The organism is Pseudonocardia xinjiangensis, assembly GCF_050948425.1.
GTDB classification, from domain to species: Bacteria; Actinomycetota; Actinomycetes; order Mycobacteriales; family Pseudonocardiaceae; genus Pseudonocardia; species Pseudonocardia xinjiangensis.
In genome coordinates, this window is sequence record NZ_CP192009.1 from 2,552,128 (window position 1) to 2,570,000 (window position 17,873).

Annotated in this window: 16 protein-coding genes and 1 riboswitch; of the genes, 14 read left to right on the forward strand and 2 right to left on the reverse strand. The window is 73.3% G+C overall.

All coding sequences use genetic code 11. The features are described 5' to 3' along the window. Positions 1–32 precede the first annotated feature (32 nt). From ACQPZA_RS12145 to ACQPZA_RS12165, 5 genes are all read left to right on the forward strand, one after another. Positions 33–422: an L-rhamnose mutarotase gene (locus ACQPZA_RS12145; protein ID WP_433280567.1), complete on the forward strand. Its 390-nt coding sequence runs from the start codon at positions 33–35 to the stop codon at positions 420–422. Further along, positions 419–1,606: an L-rhamnose isomerase gene (rhaI, locus tag ACQPZA_RS12150; RefSeq protein WP_433280569.1), complete on the forward strand. Its 1,188-nt coding sequence runs from the start codon at positions 419–421 to the stop codon at positions 1,604–1,606. The genes ACQPZA_RS12145 and rhaI overlap by 4 nt, the downstream gene beginning before the upstream one ends. An 88-nt stretch (positions 1,607–1,694) precedes the next feature. Next, entirely contained in the window at positions 1,695–3,731 is a 2,037-nt protein-coding gene (locus tag ACQPZA_RS12155) for a bifunctional aldolase/short-chain dehydrogenase (protein WP_433280570.1), read from the forward strand. A gap of 26 nt (positions 3,732–3,757) precedes the next feature. Further along, complete coding sequence (locus ACQPZA_RS12160; protein WP_433280572.1) at positions 3,758–5,212, forward strand: arabinose isomerase; 1,455 nt, start codon at positions 3,758–3,760, stop codon at positions 5,210–5,212. After that, positions 5,206–6,657, forward strand: coding sequence for a rhamnulokinase (locus tag ACQPZA_RS12165; protein ID WP_433282774.1), 1,452 nt, complete (start codon positions 5,206–5,208; stop codon positions 6,655–6,657). Before ACQPZA_RS12160 ends, ACQPZA_RS12165 begins: the two co-directional genes overlap by 7 nt. A gap of 160 nt (positions 6,658–6,817) precedes the next feature. On the opposite strand, the gene ACQPZA_RS12170 is transcribed toward ACQPZA_RS12165, so the two are convergent. After that, positions 6,818–7,786, reverse strand: a complete 969-nt coding sequence (locus ACQPZA_RS12170; protein ID WP_433280574.1) for an aminoglycoside phosphotransferase family protein — start codon at positions 7,784–7,786, stop codon at positions 6,818–6,820. 146 nt (positions 7,787–7,932) lie between these two features. Further along, a riboswitch (ZMP/ZTP riboswitch) is annotated at positions 7,933–8,017 on the forward strand. Between the two features lie 34 nt (positions 8,018–8,051). Here ACQPZA_RS12170 and ACQPZA_RS12175 point away from each other — a divergent pair. The 6 genes from ACQPZA_RS12175 (at position 8,052) to ACQPZA_RS12200 (ending at position 14,570) form a co-directional block, all read left to right on the forward strand. After that, a complete protein-coding gene (locus tag ACQPZA_RS12175; RefSeq protein ID WP_433280576.1) occupies positions 8,052–9,209 on the forward strand; it encodes a phosphoribosylaminoimidazolecarboxamide formyltransferase in 1,158 nt (385 codons plus the stop codon). A gap of 149 nt (positions 9,210–9,358) precedes the next feature. After that, positions 9,359–10,540 carry an acyl-CoA dehydrogenase family protein gene (locus ACQPZA_RS12180; protein ID WP_433280579.1) on the forward strand — a complete coding sequence of 394 codons (1,182 nt, stop codon included), beginning with the start codon at positions 9,359–9,361 and terminating at the stop codon, positions 10,538–10,540. After that, entirely contained in the window at positions 10,533–11,675 is a 1,143-nt protein-coding gene (locus ACQPZA_RS12185; protein ID WP_433280581.1) for an acyl-CoA dehydrogenase family protein, read from the forward strand. Before ACQPZA_RS12180 ends, ACQPZA_RS12185 begins: the two co-directional genes overlap by 8 nt. A 68-nt stretch (positions 11,676–11,743) precedes the next feature. Further along, complete coding sequence (locus tag ACQPZA_RS12190; protein ID WP_433280583.1) at positions 11,744–12,964, forward strand: multidrug effflux MFS transporter; 1,221 nt, start codon at positions 11,744–11,746, stop codon at positions 12,962–12,964. 38 nt (positions 12,965–13,002) lie between these two features. Further along, positions 13,003–13,881, forward strand: coding sequence for an ABC transporter substrate-binding protein (locus ACQPZA_RS12195; RefSeq protein ID WP_433280586.1), 879 nt, complete (start codon positions 13,003–13,005; stop codon positions 13,879–13,881). Between the two features lie 128 nt (positions 13,882–14,009). Then, positions 14,010–14,570: a hemerythrin domain-containing protein gene (locus ACQPZA_RS12200; protein WP_433280588.1), complete on the forward strand. Its 561-nt coding sequence runs from the start codon at positions 14,010–14,012 to the stop codon at positions 14,568–14,570. Here the strand turns inward: ACQPZA_RS12200 and ACQPZA_RS12205 are convergent. Next, the gene (locus tag ACQPZA_RS12205) at positions 14,567–15,061 is read right to left on the reverse strand and encodes an Lrp/AsnC family transcriptional regulator (RefSeq protein ID WP_169398414.1); all 495 of its coding nucleotides are present in this window, start codon (positions 15,059–15,061) and stop codon (positions 14,567–14,569) included. The two genes, ACQPZA_RS12200 and ACQPZA_RS12205, sit on opposite strands and share 4 nt — an antisense overlap. A 60-nt stretch (positions 15,062–15,121) precedes the next feature. On the opposite strand from ACQPZA_RS12205, the gene ACQPZA_RS12210 reads away from it, so the two are divergent. Genes ACQPZA_RS12210 through ACQPZA_RS12220 form a run of 3 tightly spaced genes read left to right on the forward strand, consistent with a single transcriptional unit; the run spans position 15,122 to position 17,630 of the window. Next, entirely contained in the window at positions 15,122–15,550 is a 429-nt protein-coding gene (locus ACQPZA_RS12210) for a DUF2000 family protein (RefSeq protein WP_433280592.1), read from the forward strand. Then, entirely contained in the window at positions 15,547–16,155 is a 609-nt protein-coding gene (locus ACQPZA_RS12215; RefSeq protein WP_433280594.1) for a LysE family translocator, read from the forward strand. The genes ACQPZA_RS12210 and ACQPZA_RS12215 overlap by 4 nt, the downstream gene beginning before the upstream one ends. 29 nt (positions 16,156–16,184) lie before the next feature. Next, positions 16,185–17,630, forward strand: coding sequence for a DUF2252 domain-containing protein (locus tag ACQPZA_RS12220; RefSeq protein ID WP_433280596.1), 1,446 nt, complete (start codon positions 16,185–16,187; stop codon positions 17,628–17,630). Positions 17,631–17,873 lie beyond the last annotated feature (243 nt).

Consider the following 17,873-nt stretch of genomic DNA (forward strand, 5'->3'; position numbering starts at 1 on the left):
TCCCGCATCCCGGCCACGAGGAGGACCGCCCGGTGCCGCGCTACTGCTTCCAGCTCCAGGTCCGGCCCGAGCGGCTGGACGAGTACCGGGAGCGCCACCGGGCGGTGTGGCCGGACATGCTCGTCGCGCTGCGCGACACCGGCTGGCGCAACTACTCGCTGCACCTGCGGTCCGACGGGCTGCTCATCGGTTACGTCGAGGCCGACGACCTCGCCGCCGCCCAGCAGGCGATGGCGGCCACCGAGGTGAACGCGCGGTGGCAGGCCGAGATGCAGCAGTTCTTCACCGGGCTCGACGGCCGCGGCCCGGACGAGGGCTTCCTCCTGCTCGACGAGATCTTCCACCTCGAGGACCAGCTCGCCCACCACGGCAACCCCGCGCCCACCCCTGCGCGCCGTTCCGGATCGGAGACCACACCATGACCAGCACCGCCAGCCGTCCCGCCGTCGCGGACGGGGTGAAGCAGGGGCTGGCGCAGCTCCGGATCGAGACCCCGTCCTGGGGCTACGCCAACTCCGGCACCCGGTTCAAGGTCTTCGCGCAGCCCGGCGTGCCGCGCTCGCCCGAGGAGAAGATCGCGGACGCCGCCGTGGTGCACCGCCTCACCGGCGCCGCACCCAGCGTCGCGCTGCACATCCCGTGGGACCGCGTGGACGACTACGGCGCACTGGCCGCGTACGCCACCGACCAGGGGGTCGCGCTCGGCACGATCAACGCCAACGTCTTCCAGGACGACGACTACAAGCTCGGCAGCGTCACCAACCCCGACCCGCGGGTGCGGCGCAAGGCGATCGACCACCTGCTCGAGTGCGTCGACATCATGGACGCCACGGGCTCGCGCGACCTCAAGCTGTGGTTCTCCGACGGCACCAACTACCCGGGCCAGGACAGCATCCGGGCCCGGCAGGACCGGCTCACCGAGGCTCTACGGGAGACCTACGACCGGCTGGGCGAGAGCCAGCGGCTCATCCTGGAGTACAAGCTCTTCGAGCCGGCGTTCTACACCACCGACGTGCCGGACTGGGGTACGGCGTTCGCGCACTGCCTCGAACTGGGCCCCCGTGCGCAGGTCTGCATCGACACCGGCCACCACGCCCCGGGCACGAACATCGAGTTCATCGTGGCGTTCCTGCTGCGGGCCGGGAAGCTCGGCGCGTTCGACTTCAACTCGCGCTTCTACGCCGACGACGACCTGATGGTGGGCGCGGCCGACCCGTTCCAGCTCTTCCGGATCCTGCACGAGATCGTGCAGGGCGGCGCGCTCGATCCGGCGCTGGGGATCGCGTACATGCTCGACCAGTGCCACAACATCGAGACGAAGATCCCGGCGATCATCCGCTCTGTGATGAACGTGCAGGAGGCCACCGCGAAGGCCCTGCTCGTGGACGCCGACGCGCTCGCCGCTGCCCAGCGCTCGGGTGACGTGCTCGCGGCCAACGCCGTGCTGATGGACGCCTACAACACCGACGTCCGGCCGCTGCTCGCGCAGCTGCGCGAGGAGTCCGGCCTCGACCCCGACCCGATCGCCGCCTACCACCGCTCCGGCTACCAGCAGCAGATCGAGCGGGACCGGGTCGGCGGCCGGCAGGCGGGCTGGGGCGCATAGCCCTGCCTGGTTGCAGCAAAGCCACTTTGCGGCAACCAGGTTGCATGAAAGTGGCTTTGCTGCAACCCCGTCGACCCCGGAAGGGACCATGACTCACCCCACCGTCCAGGCGCTCCTCGCTCGGAGCAACCGGCTGGGCGCAGACCCGACCACCACCAACTACGCGGGTGGCAACACCTCCGCCAAGGGCACCGCCGACGACCCGGTGACCGGCCGGCCCGTCGACCTCATGTGGGTCAAGGGCTCGGGGGGAGACCTCGGCACCCTCACCGAGCCGGGACTCTCGGTGCTGCGCCTGGACCGGCTGCGCGCGCTCGTCGACGTCTACCCCGGCGTCGAGCGCGAGGACGAGATGGTCGCCGCGTTCGACTACTGCGCCCACGGCAAGGGCGGCGCGGCGCCGTCGATCGACACGGCGATGCACGGCCTCGTCGACGCCGACCACGTCGACCACCTGCACCCCGACGCCGGCATCGCGATCGCCACCGCCGCCGACGGCGAGGCGCTCACGAAGGAGATCTTCGGCGACCGGGTCGTGTGGGTGCCGTGGCGGCGCCCGGGCTTCCAGCTCGGGCTCGACATCGCCGCGGTCAAGCGGGCCAACCCGCAGGCGGTCGGGGTGATCCTCGGCGGGCACGGCATCACGGCATGGGGTGCCACCAGCGAGGAGTGCGAGGCCAACTCCCTCGACATCATTGCCACCGCCACCCGCTACATCGACGAGCGCGGGGCCGCGGAGCCGTTCGGCGCCGTCCGGCCCGGGTACGCGCCGCTGCCCGACGCCGAGCGCCGGGCGCGGGCGGCCGCGCTGGCCCCGGTGGTCCGCGGGCTCGCCTCCACCGACCGCCGCCAGGTCGGCCACTTCACCGACAGCGCCGCGGTGCTCGACTTCCTCGCGCGCGAGAAGCTGGAGCCTCTCGCCGCGCTCGGGACGTCCTGCCCCGACCACTTCCTGCGCACGAAGGTCCGGCCGCTGGTGCTGGACCTGCCGCCGTCGGCACCGCTCGACGAGGCGATCGCGCGGCTGCGCGAGCTGCACGCCGCCTACCGCGAGGACTACCGCGCCTACTACGAGCGGCACGCCACGCCCGACAGCCCGGCGATGCGCGGTGCCGACCCCGCGATCGTGCTCGTGCCCGGCGTCGGCATGTTCAGCTTCGGCGCCGACAAGCAGACCGCCCGCGTGGCGGGCGAGTTCTACGTCAACGCGATCAACGTGATGCGCGGAGCCGAGGCCGTCTCCACCTACGCGCCCATCCCGGAGGCGGAGAAGTTCCGCATCGAGTACTGGGCCCTCGAAGAGGCCAAGCTCGCGCGGCGGCCGAAGCCGAAGCCGCTCGCCGGCCGGGTGGCGTTCGTGACGGGGGCGGGTTCCGGCATCGGCCGGGCCATCGCGGTCCGACTCGCGGCAGAGGGCGCGTGCGTCGTGGTCGCCGACCGGGACGCCGGGTCCGCGGCCACCGTGGCCGCCGAGCTCGGCACCACCGACGTCGCGGTGCCGGTCACGGCCGACGTCACCTCCGCCGACGCGGTGGCCGCTGCCGTCGACGCGGCCGCGCTGGCGTTCGGCGGGGTCGACCTCGTGGTGAACAACGCCGGGCTGTCGATCTCGAAGCCGCTGCTGGAGACCACCGAGGCCGACTGGGACCTCCAGCACGACGTCATGGCCAAGGGCTCGTTCCTCGTCGCCCGCACGGCCGCGCGCGCGATGATCGCGCAGGGCATGGGCGGCGACGTCGTCTACATCGCCAGCAAGAACGGGGTCTTCGCCGGCCCCAACAACGTGGCGTACGGGGCGGCCAAGGCCGACCAGGCCCACCAGGTCCGGCTGCTCGCCGCCGAGCTCGGCGAGCACGGCATCAAGGTCAACGGCGTCAACCCGGACGGCGTCGTGCGCGGGTCGGGGATCTTCGCGGGCGGCTGGGGCGCGCAGCGCGCCGCGGTCTACGGCGTGCCGGAGGAGAAGCTCGGCGAGTTCTACGCGCAGCGCACGCTGCTCAAGCGGGAGGTGCTGCCCGAGCACGTCGCCGCCGCGGTGTTCGTGCTCACCGGCGGCGACCTCTCCCACACCACCGGCCTGCACGTCCCCGTCGACGCCGGCGTCGCCGCGGCCTTCCTGCGCTGACGCAGGCCGACCCAGGAGGAGATGTCATGACCTCGGTGCTCGAGACCCCCACCGGGCTCGTGCGGACCACCCCGCGCCGCACCACCGTCGGGCTCGTGGCCGGCGGGCTCGGCGCGTACTGGCCGCAGTTCCCCGACCTGCTCCCGCAGCTACGCCGGTCGGCGGAGCGCGTGTCGGAGCGCCTGCGGGGGCTCGGCGACGAGGTGGACGTGGTCGACGTCGGCTTCATCTCCGACGCGCAGGAGGGCGCGGTGGCCGCGGAGAAGCTGCGGGTCGCCGGCTGCGATCTCATCGTCGGCTTCCTGACCACCTACATGACGGCCTCCATGCTGGTGCCGGTCGCGCAGCGCAGCGGGGCGCCGGTGCTGCTGATCAACCTGCAGCCCACGGCACGGATGGACCACGCCACCTTCGACACCGGAGCCTGGCTGGCCTACTGCGGGGCCTGCCCGCTGCCGGAGATGGCCAACGCGTTCGACCGCGCGGGCGTCGACTTCCGGTCGGTGTCGGGCCACCTGGAGGACGAGCGCGCGTGGGCACGGATCGCCCGCTGGGTCACGGCGGCCGGGGTGCGCGGGGTGCTGCGCCACGGGCGGCACGGGCTCATGGGCCACCTCTACCCGGGCATGCTCGACGTCGCCACGGACCTCACGTCGGTGTCGGCGCAGCTCGGCGGTCACGTCGAGGTGCTGGAGCTCGACGACCTGCGGGTGCGCGTCGAGGAGGTCACCGACGGGCAGGCCCAGGACCGGGTCGCGCTGGCCCGCGAGGTGTTCGACGTCGACGCCTCCGTCGAGGCCGCCGACCTGGAGTGGGGCGCGCGGGTCTCCGTCGGCCTCGACCGGCTCGTCGAGGACTTCGCGCTCGACTCGCTCGCCTACTACCACCGGGGCCTGAACGGGGAGCAGCACGAGACGCTCGGCGCCGGTCTGATCCTCGGTGCCTCGCTGCTCACCGCCCGCGGCGTGCCGACGGCGGGGGAGTACGAGCTGCGCAACTCGATCGCCATGCTCGTGATGGACCGCCTCGGTGCGGGCGGCTCGTTCACCGAGCTGCAGGCGCTGGACTTCGTCGACGGTGTGGTGGAGATGGGCCACGACGGCCCGGCGCACCTGGCGATCAGCGCGCGGCGGCCGTTGCTGCGTGGGCTCGGGGTGTACCACGGCAAGCGAGGGCGGGGGGTCTCCGTCGAGTTCGACGTCCGCCACGGGCCGGTCACCCTGTGCGGGCTCGGCCAGCGCCGGGACGGGCGCTATGTACTGGTGGCAGCGGAGGGAGAGGTGGTGGCCGGCCCGCTGCTCCAGATCGGGAACACCACCTCCCGGGTCGATTTCGGGGGCGACCCGGGAGAGTGGACCGACGTCTGGAGCGCCTCGGGCGTCGACCACCACTGGGCTCTCGGCACGGGGCACCGGGTGCCCGACCTCGCCGCCGTGGCGGACCTGGTAGGCCTGGAGTTCGTCGAGGTGCGGCTCTGGTGAACGCGCGCGTGGCCGCGGTCGACCTCGGGGCGTCGAGCGGCCGGGTGATGGCGGCCGAGGTCGGTCCCGACCGGCTCGAGCTCACCGAGGCGGCCCGGTTCCCGAACGGCTCCCTCCGCCTCGGCGACACCCTGCACTGGGACGTGCTGGCGCTCTACCGGGGCATCCTGGACGGCCTGCGCGCCGCCGGTGCGCAGGCGCCGCTGGACGCGGTGGGCATCGACTCCTGGGCCATCGACTACGGCCTGCTCGACGCCACCGGCTCGTTGCTGGGCAACCCGGTGCACTACCGGGACGCGCGCACCGACGGCGTGGCGGGCCGGGTGCACGCCACGGTCCCCGCCGCCGAGCTGTACGCCACCAACGGCGTGCAGGAGCTGCCGTTCACCACGATCTACCAGCTCGTCGCGGCGGCCGGCTCACCACAGCTCGCGGCGGCCCGCGACCTGCTCCTGATGCCGGACCTGCTCGGGTACTGGCTCACCGGGGTCCGCCGCGCCGAGCTCACCAACGCCTCCACCACCGGCCTGCTCGACGTCAAGGCTCGGACCTGGGCGTCGGACCTGATGGCCCGGACCGGGATCGACGCCGGGCTGTTCGCACCCCTGATCGAGCCGGGGGAGCGGGTCGGGGAGCTGGCGCCGCACGTGCTCGCCGAGACCGGGCTGGCCGGGCCGGTGCCGCTGATCGCGGTCGGGTCGCACGACACGGCGTCCGCGGTGGTGGGGGTGCCGGCCACAGGGGAGCGCTTCGCCTACGTCTCGTGCGGCACCTGGTCACTGGTCGGCGTCGAGCTCGACGCCCCGGTGCTGTCGGAGGCCGGGCGCGCGGCGAACTTCTCCAACGAGCTGGGCGTCGACGGCTCGGTGCGCTACCTGCGCAACGTCATGGGCCTGTGGCTGCTGCAGGAGTGCCTGCGGGCCTGGCCGGGCGCCGACCTGGCCGCGCTGCTCGCCGAGGCGGCGCAGGTCCCGCCGTTCGCGGCGCTGGTCGACGCCGACGACCCCGCCTTCCTGCCGCCGGGGGACATGCCGGCGCGCATCGCGGAGGCCTGCGAACGGCGTGGCGAGACCCCACCGCAGGGCCGGGCGGCCACCGTGCGCTGCATCCTCGACAGCCTCGCGCTCGCGCACCGGCGGGCGGTGCGCGACGCGCAGGAGCTCTCGGGCCGGGCGGTCGACGTCGTGCACGTCGTGGGCGGGGGCGCGCGCAACGCTCTGCTCTGCCGGCTCACCGCCGACGCGTGCGGTCTCCCCGTCGTCGCCGGGCCGGTGGAGGCCACGGCGCTGGGGAACGTGCTGGTCCAGGCCCGCGCGCTCGGCGCCGTGGAGGGCGGCCTCGCGCAGCTGCGCGCACTGCTCGTGCGGACGCAGGAGCTCGTGACCTACGAGCCCCGCGCCGATGAGGCCGCGTGGGCGGCCGCCGAACGCCGGGTGAGCGGGTAACCCTCCCCAACCCGGATCGTGCGACCGGCCCTTTCGTCCTCACCTGTCGGACCGAGGGCTGGTCGTGCGTGGTGGAACGCGGCGGCGGCAGGGCTGGAGGAGCATCGCAACGGGCCCGGTCGGAATTGACTGCCCCGTTGTCCCGACCCGGTGGTACAGGTCAGAGGATCTCCGCGAGGGCCGGGGTCGTGCGCCAGAGTTCGATCATGGACCGCAGCCCGTCGAGCAGGCCGGGGAGCTGGTGTGCCATGGGGAGGCAGGCCACGAACTGGAGCATCCGCGCGCGCTCCATCACCCGCATCAGCCGCCCGTCGAGGGGGCGCAGCCCCAGCCGTTCCGCGGCGGCGTCGTAGGCCGCCCGCTCGTCGGGGCCGGTGAAGCTGAGGTCCCACTCGACCGGTCCCAGAGTGGTGTGCTCGAAGTCGGAGCAGAGCTCGCCGTCCGGGGTGCTGATCATGTTGTAGGCAGGCGCGTCCCCGTGGATCGGCTGCACGTCGAGCCCCGGGAACGCGGCCGCGAACGCCTCCGAGGTGGTCACGAGCGGCTCGAGCAGTGCCCACTCGTGGCGGGCGCGCCCCACGAGCTCGGGGTCGAGCAGGTCGGGCCGCCCTTCCAGCTGCGCGATGCCGTCCGGCACGGAGGCGTCGAGGGGCACGAGGAAGCTCAGCTCGCCGGGATAGTCGCGCAGCACCGCGTGCAGCTCCGTGGCCGCCTCGGCCCGGCTCTGGGGGTCGGGCTCCGCGGCTCCGGCCTGCGCCGTGACCTGGTCCACGAGCTGCCAGAACGTCATCGAGTACCCGTCCCATCGGACGGGCTCGCGCGGCACCAGCGGGCTGGGCGCCACCACGGGATGGCCCTGGTCGGCAAGCCACCCGGCCACCGCCAGCTCGGCGCGCTGCTGGCAGGCCTGCGTGCCGGGGTCGGCCGTGACCGTGCGCGGCAGGACCGTGGGCACGCGCACCACCACGGGCGCCGGCGCGAGGTGCACGATCACTGAGAAGACGTCGTAGAGCACGCGCGGCTCGGTGACGGGGAGGCCGAGGTGGCGGCCCGCCGCGGTGGCTGCTGCGACGGCGCGCGCCCGGCGGGCGGCAACGGCGGTCTCGTCGATAACCGACATACCGGTCATACCCACGATGCTCGCACAACGGCGGCCCGTCGGAGGAACGGCCGGGTAACGACGGATCGCGGGTCGGGGAGGGGCACCGCCGCCCCCGGTTCGCGCGCCGGATGACGCGCCACTGCGACCCTCTGGACTCCTGCGCGGATAAGATCCGTCCCGGCCGTGACTGGCGAAGGTGGGCAACCACCGGGGAGCGGCCGTTCTCCCGCGTGAGCGTCGACCGCCTGGGCGCCTGCGTCAGTGACGGTCGGCTGACACAGGAGGTCACGACGTGGAGCTGCGTCACGGAGTCAACCCGCAGCAGCAGGCGGCCCGTGCCGCACCGGTGCGTCCCGGCCGATGGCCGGTCCGGGTGCTGCAGGGCAGCCCGTCCTACATCAACATGCTGGACGCGCTGAACAGCTGGCAACTGGTGCTGGAGGCCGATCGAGCCCTGAACCGGCCGACGGCGACGTCCTTCAAACACGTATCGCCGGCCGGGGCGGCCGTCGCCGGCCCCGTCGATGACGTCACGGCCGAGCTCTATGGCGTCGACCCTGCCGGCGTCGGTGCGCTCACCAGCGCCTACCTGCGAGCCCGCGATGCCGATCCGAAATCCGCATACGGTGATTTCGCCGCCGTCTCCCGCCCGGTCGACGCCGAGCTCGCCGAGCTGCTGACCAGAGTGGTCTGCGACGGCGTCATCGCCCCCGGCTACGCGCCGGGCACCACCGCAACGCTCAGCAAGAAGAAGAACGGCCGCTTCCTGATCATGGAAGCAGACGAGGCGTTCGTGCCTCTGCGGCACGAGGAGCGTGAGGTGTTCGGGCTGCGGCTGACCCAGCAGTGTGACGAGGTGGCTCTGTCCGCCGAGCTGTTGGGCGGCATCGTGTGCGGTGCACTGCCTGTGACGGCAGCGCAGGATCTCCTTCTGGGCCTCGCCGTCCTGCGCTACACCCAGTCCAACTCCGTGTGCTACCTGCGCGGAGGGGCCACACTGGGGATCGGCGCGGGTCAGCAGTCGCGAGTCGACTGCACCCGGCTGGCCGGCGCGAAGGCCGAAACCTGGTGGCTGCGACGCCACCCGGCGGTTCGCGCTCTCACCTTCCGGCCGGACATCCGGCGCCAGGATCGGATCAACTGGCAGGTCCGCTTCATCGAGGGCGATCTCACCCAGGACGAGAGCGTGCGACTGGCGAGTGCACTCTCCGCACCCGCACCCAGGCTGACGGACGACCAGCGAAGGCAGTGGCTGACCAGCATGAAGGAGGTCGCGTTCGTCTCGGACGGCGCCTTGCCGTTCCGCGACAACGTCGACCACGCCCACCGGCACGGCGTCGAGTACATCGCCGAGCCAGGCGGATCGATCCGGTCCACCGAGGTCGAGGACGCCTGCCGCGCGCACCGGATCGCCCTTGTCCGCACCGGGCTCCGGCTCTTCCATCACTGAGGACGCGCAGGAGAGGGTCCCACCAGACGTTGCCCGGGATTGGGGCGGCCCGGCGGAGCGTCCCGGCGGTCACCGGGATGCGCCTGTGCCGCGCTACCGCATCCGTTACGGTCAGTGTTGACCGTCTCGCTGCTCCGCACGGAGGTGTCATGGACGACAGGGCGCGCGTCGAGAAGGCCGCCCACGAGGTGGTGGAGGAGCACGACCCGCGCAGTGTGCCCACGCGGGAGTTCCTCGCCACCTGGTTCGCGGCCGGGCTCACCTGGGTGCACTTCCCCGAGGGGTTGGGCGGGCTCGGCGTATCGCGGGGCCTGCAGGCACGGGCGAACGCGATCCTGCAGGGTGCCGGGGGGCCCAACCCGTTCTTCCTCAACCCGATCGGCCACGGCATGGCCGCGGCCACGGTGCTCGAACACGGGTCCCGCGAGCTGGCCCAGGAGCTGCTGCCCCCGCTGGCGACGGGCGAGCACATCTGGTGCCAGCTGTTCAGCGAGCCGGGCGCGGGCTCCGACCTGGCCGGGCTCGCCACCTCCGCGGTGCTCGACGGCGACGAGTGGGTGGTCAACGGGCAGAAGGTGTGGACGAGCTTCGCCCACCGCGCCCGCTACGCGCTGCTGCTCGCCCGCACCGACCCGGACCAGCCCAAGCACAAGGGCCTCACCTACTTCGTGCTCGACATGCACGCTCCCGGTGTCGAGACGCGCCCGCTGCGGCAGATGACCGGGCAGGCCGAGTTCAACGAGGTCTACCTGACCGACGCCCGCATCCCCGACACCCACCGGCTCGGTGCGGTCGGCAACGGCTGGCGGGTCGCGATGACCACGCTCATGAACGAGCGCTCGGCCATCGGCGGGTCGTCCTCCGTCCGCGGTGCCGGGGCCATCGCCGACGCCGTCGAGCTGTGGGCGCGCTACCCGCAGCGGCATACCCCGGTGCTGCGCGACAAGCTGGCGGCGCTGTGGACCCGTGCCGAGGCCCAGCGGCTCACCGACGAGCGCGCCCGGCGGTCCGCGACGTCCGGGTCGCCCGGCCCGGAGGGCTCGATCGCCAAGCTCGTGTCGGCCGAGCTGAACCAGCACGTCTACGAGTTCTGCATGGAGCTGATCGGCCCGGAGGCCACGCTGTACGGCGACTACACGCAGCGTGACGCCGAGAGGAACGAGGACTACCGGGGCCCGGTGCAGCAGCGCTTCCTGCGCTCGCGGGCGAACACCATCGAAGGCGGCACCTCCGAGGTGCTGCGCAACATCCTGGGCGAGCGGATCCTCGGCCTGCCCGGCGACCTGCGAGCCGATGCCGGCAAGCCGTGGAAGGAGGTGCCGCGTGGCTGACGCGGTTGCCGAGTTCGTCCTCACCCCGGAGCAGCAGGACCTCCGGCGGGCCGTCCGCCGGTTCTGCGCCGAGCGCCTCGGAGAGGACACGGTGCGGCGGCTGGCGGAGTCCGGCACCGGCCACGACCCGGCGCTCTGGGCGCGGCTCGGCGGCGAGCTCGGGGTGCTCGGGCTCGCGGTGCCCGAGGAGCTGGGCGGTGCGGGTGGTGGCCTCGTGGACCAGGCCGTGGTGGCCGAGGAGTTCGGGGCGGCGCTCGTGCCCGGCCCGGTGCTCGGCACCGTCGGGCTCGCGGTGCCCGCGCTCGTGGCACTGGCCGGGGCGGGGCTCGACGAGGACCTGCTGGCGTCGCTCGTCGAGGGCGCGCGGACGGCGGCGTTCGCCGTGCCCGACCGCGGCGGCCGGTTCGACCCTGCACTGGTCACCGTCACCGAGACCGGCGGTGCGCTCACCGGCGAGGTGCGCCACGTCGTCGACGGCACGGCCGACGTGCTGCTCGTCGCGGCCCGGACGGGCGAGGAGATCGGGCTCTTCCTCACCGACGGCGGCGAGCGCATCCCGCTGTCCACCCTGGACCGGACGCGCCGGCAGGCCACCGTGCGGTTCTCGGCCACACCCGCCCGTGCGCTCGCCGTGGGAGCCGGCGCCGAGCAGGCGATCACCGCCGCACTCCGCGTCGGAGGCGCGCTGCTGGCCGCCGAGCAGGTGGGAGGTGCGCAGCGGATGCTCGACCGCACGGTCGCCTACGCCGGCACCCGGCTGCAGTTCGGCCGCCCGATCGGCTCGTTCCAGGCCGTGAAGCACCGGTGCGCCGACATGCTGGTGCTCGTCGAGCACGCCAGGTCAACGGCCTACCACGCGGCGTGGGCGCTGCAGGACGGAACCGACGACCCGGATCTCGCCGTCGCCGTCGCGCAGGCCACGTGCTCGCAGGCCTACCAGCAGGTGGCGCAGGAGAGCGTGCAGCTGCACGGGGGCATCGGCTTCACGTGGGAGCACGCAGCGCACCTGTACCTCAAGCGCGCCGTCACCGACGCGGCCCTGCTGGGCAGCGCGGCGGAGCACCGGGAGCGGATCGCGCAGCTGGTGCTCGACCGGGCGTCCACGTCGGGAGGCGTCCGCGTGGCCACCGGCTGAGGCGTCACCCGGCGTGAGCCGGACCACCGATCGGCGCCACGAGAGGGACGAGGCCGTAGGAAGTACTGATGACCACCGTTCCCCGCATCCGGGTACCGATCGGACGGGTGCTCGCCCTGGGCGGCCTGTCGTCGTTCGGCCCGCTCGCCCTCGACCTGTACCTGCCGGCGCTGCCGCAGCTCGCGGACGAGCTGGGCGTGCCGGACGCCTCGGCGCAGCTGTCGCTGTCGCTGTGCATGATCGGGCTGGCTCTGGGGCAGCTGCTGGTCGGGCCGCTGACCGACCGGGTGGGCAGGCGCCGCCCGCTGCTCGTGGGCGTCGCTGTGTTCGTGGTGGCCACGGGGCTGTGCGCGCTCGCCCCGTCGATCGAGACACTGCTGGTACTGAGGCTGCTCACCGGCCTCGCGGGTGGGGCCGGGCTGGTGGTCGCCCGGGCCATGGTCCGCGACCTCTACGACGGCGACGCGGCCGCGCGGGTGTTCGCGTTGCTCATGCTCGTCAACGGAACCGCGCCCATCGTCGGTCCCGTGCTGGGCGGGCAGCTGCTGCGGTTCACCGACTGGCGCGGGGTGTTCGGTGCTCTCGCGCTGATCGGGGTGGTCCTGCTCGTCGCGGCCCTGACGCAACGCGAGACGCTGCCGCCCGCGGACCGGCGCGCGGGTGGCCTGCGCGCCACGGCGGTGGTGCTGCGCGACGTGAGCCGGGACCGGACGTTCCTGCTCCCGTCGCTCGTGCTGGGGCTGGGGATGTGCGCGATGTTCACCTACATCGCGATGGGCAGCTTCGTCCTGCAGGACGCCGGTGCGCTCGACGGCGCGTTGTCGCCGCAGACCTACGCCGTGGTGTTCGCCGTGAACGGCCTGGGGATCGTGCTCGCCGGACGGGTGAGCGCCGCGCTGGTCGGCCGGGTCGGGCCCCGCAGGCTGGTGGGCGCGGGGGTGGTGATCGCCCTCGTCGCCGCTGTCGCCCTGCTCGTGGGAGCGCTCGCGTCGCGGTCGGTGTGGGCGTTGCTGGTGCCGCTCCTGGCGCTGGTGTCGTGCACCGGGCTGCTCCTGCCGAACGCGACCGCGCTCGCTCTGGCCGGACAAGGGGGCCGCGCGGGCACCGCGTCGGCGCTGCTCGGCCTGCTGCAGTTCACCTTCGCCGCGGTCGTGCCGCCGCTGGCGTCGCTGGGCGGGGTCACGGCGGCGGTGATGGCCGTGACGATCCTCGCGACGGCGCTGGCCGCTGCCCTCGTGTTCCTCGCGATGCGCCGGGCCCACGTCCCTGTGCCCGACGGAGTGGTCTGACCCCTGCTCGCGCCGGCGCACCGGCTTACGGTGGGCCGATGCGCATCGCGTCGCTGCTGCCGGCGGCCACCGAGATGGTGGCGGCGCTCGGCCGCGTCGACGATCTGGTGGCCGTGACGTTCGAGTGTGACGAGCCGGCCGGCATCCGCGACCGGGTCGCCGTCGTGGTGGACACGGTCCTGCCGCCGGGCCTCCCGCCCGCCATGATCGACGCGGTGGTCCGCGACCGGAGCGCCCGCGGGCTGCCGCTCTACGAGCTCGACCGCGGCAGGCTCGCGGCGCTGGCCCCGACCCTCGTCCTCACCCAGGACCTGTGCCAGGTGTGTGCCCTGCCCGCCGGCGCCCTGGCCGAGGCGATGGCGGTGATCGGCGACGCCGAGGTGCTCTCGATCGACCCGCACAACGTCGACGACGTACTCGACGCGATCACCGAGGTCGGCCGGCACATCGGGGCCGCGGACCGCGCCGCGGCGCTGGTCGGCTCGTTGCGCGAGCGCCTCGCCGCGGTGACCCGGGCCGTGGCCGGCTGCCCGCGGCCGCGCGTGCTCGTGCTCGAGTGGGTCGACCCACCCTTCCTGCCGGGCCACTGGGTGCCGGAGCTGGTGCAGCTGGCGGGCGGGGAGCCGGTGGGCGGGACCGCGGGAGGCCGGTCGGTCGAGGCGAGCTGGGACGAGGTGAGCGCCCTGCCCGCCGACGTGGTGGTCGTCGCGCCGTGCGGGTTCGGTCTCGACGCGGCGGTGGAGCAGGCCGCGGCCGTGCGCGACCGCTTCCCGGGACGACCGGTCGTGGCGATCGACTCCACGTCCTACGTCGTGCGGGCCGGCCCGCGGCTCGTGGACGGTGTCGAGGCCCTGGCGTGGGCGCTGCACCCGGACAAGCTCCCCGACCCGCCCCCCGGCCGGATGATCCGGCTCTGAGGTGCCCGGAGGTTCAGGAAAGCCACGTTCAGGCCCGCACAGGGCAGGAAAGTGGCTTTCCTGAACCGGCGTGCGTAGCGCCGGGATCGCGGGGTAACCCGCGCGCGTCCTGAACCTGGGAGGCTGACATGACCGGAACCGGCGCCGACCTCGATGTGGTCGACGAGTTGATGTCCGACCACCGTGAGGTGGCTTCGCTGCTCGACCGTATCGGCACCACCACCGACCCGGCGGAGAAGCGCGACCTCGCCGACACCGCCATCACCGAGCTCGTCCGGCACGCGGTGGCCGAGGAGATGTACGTCTATCCCGCGATGCGCGAGAACCTGCCCGATGGGGAAGAGGTGGTGGAGCACGACACGGAGGAGCACAAGGAGCTCGAGCAGACGATGAAGGAGCTCGAGGGGGTCGACGCGGAGGATCCGCGCTTCGAGCAGCTCGTCGGTGAGCTGCGCAGCCGGCTCCGGCATCACGTGGAGGACGAGGAGACCGAGCAGTTCCCGAAGCTCAGGGTGCGGCTGCCGCTCGAGAAGCGGGTGGAGCTCCGGGAGAAGGTCGAGAAGGCCAAGAAGGCGGCCCCCACCCGTCCGCACCCCGGAGCCCCGAACACCCAGCTGTTCCACAAGCTCGTGGGGCCGGGCGTCGGCCTGGTCGACCGCGCGCGGGACAAGCTCAGCGGCCGGAGCTAGCCGCGCCCGCTCTGCTCGGCCACGGTCGGGCGGACGGGCGCCACCAGTGGCCGGTCGAAGATCAGGTGCGTCTGGGCGTGCCCGACCTCCGGCCGGGTCGCGAGGTGGTCGACGATGAGCCGCTGCAGGTGGCCGCTGTCGGCCACGGCGACGTGCACGAAGAAGTCCTCCGGCCCCGAGACGTTGTAGAGCGCCAGCGTCTCGGGGAGCGCGAGGACGGCCGTCGTGAACGCCTCCACGAGCTCGCGCCGGTGGGGCCGCAGCTGCACGGCGATGAACGCCTGCAGACCCCGGCCGACCGCTGCCGGGTCGACGACCGCGCGGACGGCCGTGACGACACCGAGCGCGCGCAGCCGCCGGACACGCTCGTGGCATGACGACGTCGGCAGGCGCACGCGCTCGGCGAGCTCCTTGTTGGTGATCGACGCGTCGTCCTGCAGATGGTGCAGGATCCGCCAGTCGACCGGATCGAGCGACAGTTCTTGGGGCATGGTCCGGACAATATCCGGTCGAGCTTGCCGAAGTGCGGACAAGCCACGAGATTCTCGGGCATGACCCCACGCTGTGTGCTCGTCCTCGACCCCGCTGCCCCGCGGTGGCTGATCGCGAACGCCTCGGCCGTGCTGGGCGCCTCGGTCGGCGCCCGAGGCGACGTCGAGCTCGGCCCTGGCCTCGTCGACGCCACGGGATCCCACTGGCCGGCCATCGCGGAGATCGTCGTGCCCGTGCTGGCGGCTCCGGCGGCCGAGCTCGTCGAGCTGCGGGCGGCCGCGCACGCCGCCGGCGTGACGGCGCTGGCCTTCCCCGACCTCGCCAGGGCGGCTGCCACCTACGCCGAGCTCGCCGCCGCGATGGCCGCCACCCCGGCGGCCGAGGTGCACATCCACGGACTGGCCCTGCTCGGCCCGGACAGGCTCGTCCGCGGGCTCACCCGTGGCCTGCGCGCACTGGGCGACCCGGTCACCGAGGCCGTCCGATGACGTTCGAGCGGTGGCTGGCGTTCGTCGGGGTCATGCTCGTGCTGGTGTGCACCCCGGGGCCGGACTTCGCCGTGGTGGTGCGCCACGCCATCGAGGACCGGCGCCACGGTGTCGGTGCCGCCGCCGGGATCGTCACCGGTCTGGCCGTGCACACCACCGCGGCGGCCGTCGGCCTGTCGGCGCTGGTCGCGGCGCACCCGGGCGTCCTCACCGGTATCCGGGTGGCCGGCGCGGCCTACCTGGTCCTGCTCGGCTTCCAGGCCCTGCGGTCCGCGCTCCCGGCGGCCCGCGAGGCCCACGCCACGCCGCAGCGGTCCGGGCGTCCGTACGTCGACGGGCTGGCCGGGAACCTGCTGAACCCCAAGGCGTTGTTGCTCTTCCTCGGCCTCCTCCCGCAGTTCGTGACGCCGGGGCGCGGCGTCGTCGGGCAGATCCTGCTGCTGGCGGCAACCATCGTCGTCATCGTGGTGCTCTGGTACGCGCTCGTGATCGGCGTGGCCGGGCGGAGCCGTGGCAGGCTGCGCCGGCCAGGCGCCCGCCGGGCCGTGAACGCGGTCACCGGGACCGCGCTGATGGCCGTCGCCACGACCGTCATGCTCGGCTGACGCGGCCGGCCGGGCGTAGTGTTCGCCTTGTGACCGGCCCTGCTGACCTCGGACCGGTCCGACCGCACACCGTTCTCGCCGACGCCGACGGCACCCCGTACGCCTCGTTGCGGCAGCGGCCCGTGGCCCGCGCGGAGCGGTACGCGCTCGGCAAGGCGCTCCGCAAACGCGTCCCGCGTTCGTCGCTGGGGGAGTGGAAGGCGCCGAGCGACCGGCCGGACCCGGTGCAACAGATCATGGACAGCCACGAGGGCCGGGTGGGCCGGCTCGTGCCGATCCGGGTCGGTCGCATGGCGGCCTCGCCCTACGGCTTCCTGCGCGGCACGGCGGTCGTCATGGCCGAGGACGTCGCACACCTGCCGGCCACCGGCATCACCCCGGTCGTCTGCGGCGACGCCCACCTGGGCAACTTCGGCTTCTACGCCTCGCCGGAGCGTGACCTCGTGATGGACCTCAACGACTTCGACGAGGCCCACCCGGGGAGCTGGGAGTGGGACCTGCGTCGCCTCGTCGCGAGCATCTGGGTGGCAGGCCGGCAGAACGGAGCCCGTGAGGACGACTGCGAGAACGCCGTGCGGTCGTGCGTGACGGCCTACCGCGACGAGCTGCGCTACCTCGCCGACCAGCCGCTGATGTCGCGCTCCTACGAGCGCCTCGACGTCGACCGGCTCGTGCAGGAGAGCTCGGGGCCGTTGCGCGCCGAGGTGGAGCGGGCTGCCAAGCGGGCCCGGCAGCGCACGAGCGACCGGGCCTTGCCGCGCTTCACCCAGGAGATCGCGGGCCGGCGCCGGATCGTCGAAGAGCCACCCCTCATCACGCGGGTGCCCGAGGGGGAGGCCGAGGTGCTGGCCGCCGCGATCGACGACTACCTGGAGACCCTCGCCCCGCACTGGCGCCGCGTGCTGGGCGGCTACACGCTGGTCGACATCGCCAACAAGGTGGTGGGCGTGGGAAGCGTCGGCCTGCGTGCGTACGTCGCCCTCCTCGAGGGCTCCTCGCCGGAGGACGTGGTGTTCCTGCAGCTCAAGCAGGCTCGCCGGTCGGTACTGGCGCGCTACGTGCACGGCGAGTCGGCATGGCACGCCCACCAGGGGCAGCGGGTCGTGGAGTACCAGCAGGCGCTGCAGACCGTCAGCGACCCGCTGCTGGGCTGGACCACCGCACCGGGACAGCACGACGACGTGCACCAGTACTACGTCCGGCAGTTCCGCAACATGAAGGGCACCGTCGCGATCGACGCGATCGACCCCTCCGCCCTCGCCGACTACGCCGGCGTCGTCGGGCACCTGCTCGCCAAGGGCCATGCGCGCACCAGCGGGGCGTCGATGATCGCGGGGTACGTCGGGCGCGGGCACAACCTGGACGACGCGATGTGCCGGTTCGCCCAGGCGTACGCCGACCAGACCGAGGCCGACCATGCCGCGCTCGTCGCGGCGGTCGCGCGGGGTGCGTTGCCCATCGAACGGGGGATCTAGCCGTTCAGGGCGACTACCAGGGGAAACGCGGAACACCCCCCCGGGTGAAACCCCCTCGACAGCCCGTGTAATCTCTTACAAGTCAGCGAGACGCCGGACAGAACGAAGGCCCTAGAGGCCCCGGTCAACAGGGCTCGCTGACCGCCCCTCACAGGGGCCCCCTGATCTGGCTAGGTTGGGTGGGTGTACTGTGGGAACACGCCCCAGATCATGGCCCTTTGTGGTGGTGGATGGTGTGCGGGT